This window comes from Pseudomonas sp. PS02303 (assembly GCF_029959925.1).
GTDB lineage: Bacteria > Pseudomonadota > Gammaproteobacteria > Pseudomonadales > Pseudomonadaceae > Aquipseudomonas > Aquipseudomonas mandelii.
Genome location: NZ_JASCOM010000423.1, coordinates 1 through 3,101, shown reverse-complemented (window position 1 = coordinate 3,101; position 3,101 = coordinate 1). Strand labels below are relative to the sequence as shown.

Genomic DNA, 3,101 nt, shown 5'->3' with positions numbered 1-3,101 from the left:
CCGCTGGGCTGCGAAGCGGCCCCTGCATTCTTTCAGAGAAAACGCATTGTCAGGTTTTACGACTGCTTCGCAGCCGAGCGGGAGCAAGCTCCCTCGCCACAACAGCACCGCAACTTCATTCCTCAGCGCTATGCACCACCACCAGCAACTGCGCCTGAGCCTCCCCCACTGAGCGAATCCGGTGCGGTTTCTGCGCATTGAAGTGCAGCGCATCCCCGCGATTGAGCAGCACGCGCTCGTTCATGAAGTCCACTTCCACCTGCCCTTCGTGGACGAACAGAAACTCTTCCCCCACGTGTTCCTTGAAGGTTTTATCCGCGAATTCTGTCGGGGGATAAATCATGAACGGCAGCAGGCTGCGCTCGCTGACCTGGTGGGCCAGCACCGCGTAGCCGGGGCTTTCATCGTTGGCCGCCAGGGACTGGCGCTCGTCGCTGCGCACCAGGCTGTAGCTGTCGAGGCTGATGTTGTCTTCGGAGAACAACTCCTCGACCTTCACGTTCAGCGCCTTGGCCAGTTTCAGGGCAGCCGCGATCGACGGCGTATTCAGCCCGCGCTCGACTTTCGACAGATAGCTCTTGGTCATGCCGGATTTTTCGGCCAGGGCCTCCAGCGTCACGCCAAGTTTTTTTCTAAGTAATTTCAAACGGATAGACATGAAGAACGATTAATCCATCAAGGAGGCGACGATTTGCCCTTGCCTATGACACAAAGTGTCATATAGCCTCTGCTGTGTCATTTGCATGAACCACCCCAAGGACACCGAGATGGCCAAGACCTTAGCATTACCCAAAGAGCAATTGGTCAAGCAAGCGTTGACCCAGATGCAAAACACCCTGGCGGATAATACGTGGACCGACCGGCAAAAGCTGGCCCTGACCTGCCGGATTCTATTTGAAAATGGTCACGACTCCGGCTTGGCCGGGCAAATCACCGCCCGTGGCCCTCAGCCTGGCACCTATTACACTCAACAACTGGGCCTGGGTTTCGACGAGATCACCGCGAGCAATCTGCTGCTGGTCAACGAAGACCTGGAAGTGCTCGAAGGCCACGGTATGCCCAACCCGGCCAACCGTTTCCACAGTTGGGTGTACCGCGCCCGGCCCGACGTGAACTGCATCATTCACACGCACCCGACCCACGTCGCGGCGCTGTCGATGCTCGAAGTGCCGCTGCAGATTTCCCACATGGACCTGTGCCCGCTCTACGACGATTGCGCGTTTCTCGAAGGCTGGCCGGGTGTACCGGTGGGCAACGAAGAAGGTGATTTGATCGCCGGCGCACTGGGCGACAAACGGGCCATCCTGCTGTCGCACCACGGCCAGTTGTCCACCGGCACGACCATCGAAGAAGCCTGTGTCATTGCTCAGCTGATCGAGCGTGCCGCAAAGCTGCAACTGCTGGCGATGAGTGCCGGGACCATCAAACCGATCCTGCCGGACCTGGGCCGCGAAGCCCATGACTGGATCTCGAAACCCAAGCGCCACGGCGCCGCGTTCAACTACTACGCCCGGCAGCACCTGCGTCAACACGCCGATTGCCTGAACTGAACCCACCCATTTCCTGAAGGAGACACAACATGTCGACCCCCACCATTCACGGCATCATCGGCTACACCATCACCCCGTTCACCGCCAATGGCGAAGGCGTCGATCTCGACGCACTCGGGCGTTCCATCGACCGCTTGATCGACGGCGGCGTCCACGCCATCGCGCCACTGGGCAGCACCGGCGAAGGCGCTTACCTGAGCGATGCGGAGTGGGATCAGGTCAGCGAATTCAGCATCAAGCATGTGGCCAGGCGCGTGCCGACCATCGTCAGTGTGTCCGACCTGACCACTGCCAAAGCCGTGCGCCGCGCCCGTTTCGCCGAAGCCCATGGCGCCGATGTGGTGATGGTGCTGCCGACGTCCTACTGGAAACTCAGCGAAGCGGAAATCCTCGCCCACTACCGCGCCATCGGCGACAGCATCGGCGTCCCGATCATGCTCTATAACAACCCGGCCACCAGCGGCACCGACATGTCGGTGGACCTGATACTGCGGATCGTCAACGCCGTGGAGAACGTGACCATGGTCAAGGAGAGCACCGGTGACATCCAGCGCATGCACAAGCTGCAACTGCTCGGCGAAGGCCGGGTGCCGTTCTACAACGGCTGCAACCCGCTGGCGCTGGAAGCGTTTGCGGCGGGTGCGAAAGGTTGGTGCACAGCGGCGCCGAACCTGATTCCGCAGCTCAATCTGGATCTGTATGACGCGGTGCTGGCGAATGACCTGGGCAAGGCGCGTGAACTGTTCTATCGCCAGTTGCCGCTGCTGGACTTCATCCTCAAGGGTGGCTTGCCGGCGACGATCAAGGCGGGGCTGCGTACGACCGGGCTGGAAGTGGGCGATCCGCGGTTGCCGGTGTTTCCACTCGGCGAGGCCGGGATCAGCCAGTTGCAAGACTTGCTGAAAGCCTTGCGTTGATCTCAAGCCGCACACAAAACCCATGTGGGAGTGAGCCTGCTCGCGATGGCGGACTGACATTCAACATCTTCGTCGAATGTTAAGCCGCTATCGCGAGCAGGTTCGCTCCTACAGGGGGAATTGTGTTTGTCCTGAAGGGAGCGATCAAAGCACCGGCAAGGTCTTGTCCTTGATCACGGTGGTCGGCCCGTTGGCCTTGACGCTGGCGATGCCTTTATCCATCGCGCCAGCGGAAGAGTAGGTCTCGCTGCTGCCGATGATCTCGTGGTTACCGGCCTTGAGATTGAAGTAAGGATGGCCATCCTTGGTGGTTTTCTTTTCGTAGCGCTCATCCAGCGGGCTGTTCTTCTGCACCGAAGCAATGCCGTTGTCGGCAGCACCGCGAGTGGTGTACAGCTCGCTGGTCAGAATGGTTTCGGCGTTGGCGGCCTTCAGTACAAACTTGAACTGACCGTTGCTGCTTTTGCTCACTTCGTACCATCCGGACATGCTCTTTCTCCTTGGCGATTGAGTGGTCTCGCGCTTCAGAGTAAAGACCAGCCCGGGACATCTGTCGCCTGTAACACCGCCATCGCGAGCAGGCTCGCTTGCACATTGGAATGCGTTCCCCCGAGGGAGCGAGCCTGCTCGCGAT

At 59.7% G+C, this 3,101-nt stretch carries 4 protein-coding genes; 2 read left to right on the top strand and 2 right to left on the bottom strand.

Annotation, left to right across the window (positions count from 1 at the left end; all coding sequences use genetic code 11):
- Window positions 1–115: 115 nt before the first annotated feature.
- The gene (locus tag QMX98_RS33565; protein ID WP_077749587.1) at window positions 116–658 is read right to left on the bottom strand and encodes an XRE family transcriptional regulator; all 543 of its coding nucleotides are present in this window, start codon (window positions 656–658) and stop codon (window positions 116–118) included.
- Between the two features lie 109 nt (window positions 659–767).
- On the opposite strand from QMX98_RS33565, the gene QMX98_RS33560 reads away from it, so the two are divergent.
- Both QMX98_RS33560 and QMX98_RS33555 read left to right on the top strand, forming a co-directional pair.
- Window positions 768–1,550, top strand: coding sequence for an aldolase (locus QMX98_RS33560; protein ID WP_010462472.1), 783 nt, complete (start codon window positions 768–770; stop codon window positions 1,548–1,550).
- Between the two features lie 29 nt (window positions 1,551–1,579).
- A complete protein-coding gene (locus QMX98_RS33555; RefSeq protein ID WP_077749586.1) occupies window positions 1,580–2,467 on the top strand; it encodes a dihydrodipicolinate synthase family protein in 888 nt (295 codons plus the stop codon).
- A gap of 144 nt (window positions 2,468–2,611) precedes the next feature.
- Here QMX98_RS33555 and QMX98_RS33550 read toward each other — a convergent pair whose 3' ends face one another.
- A complete protein-coding gene (locus QMX98_RS33550) occupies window positions 2,612–2,956 on the bottom strand; it encodes a YegP family protein (protein ID WP_010462476.1) in 345 nt (114 codons plus the stop codon).
- Between the last annotated feature and the right edge of the window lie 145 nt (window positions 2,957–3,101).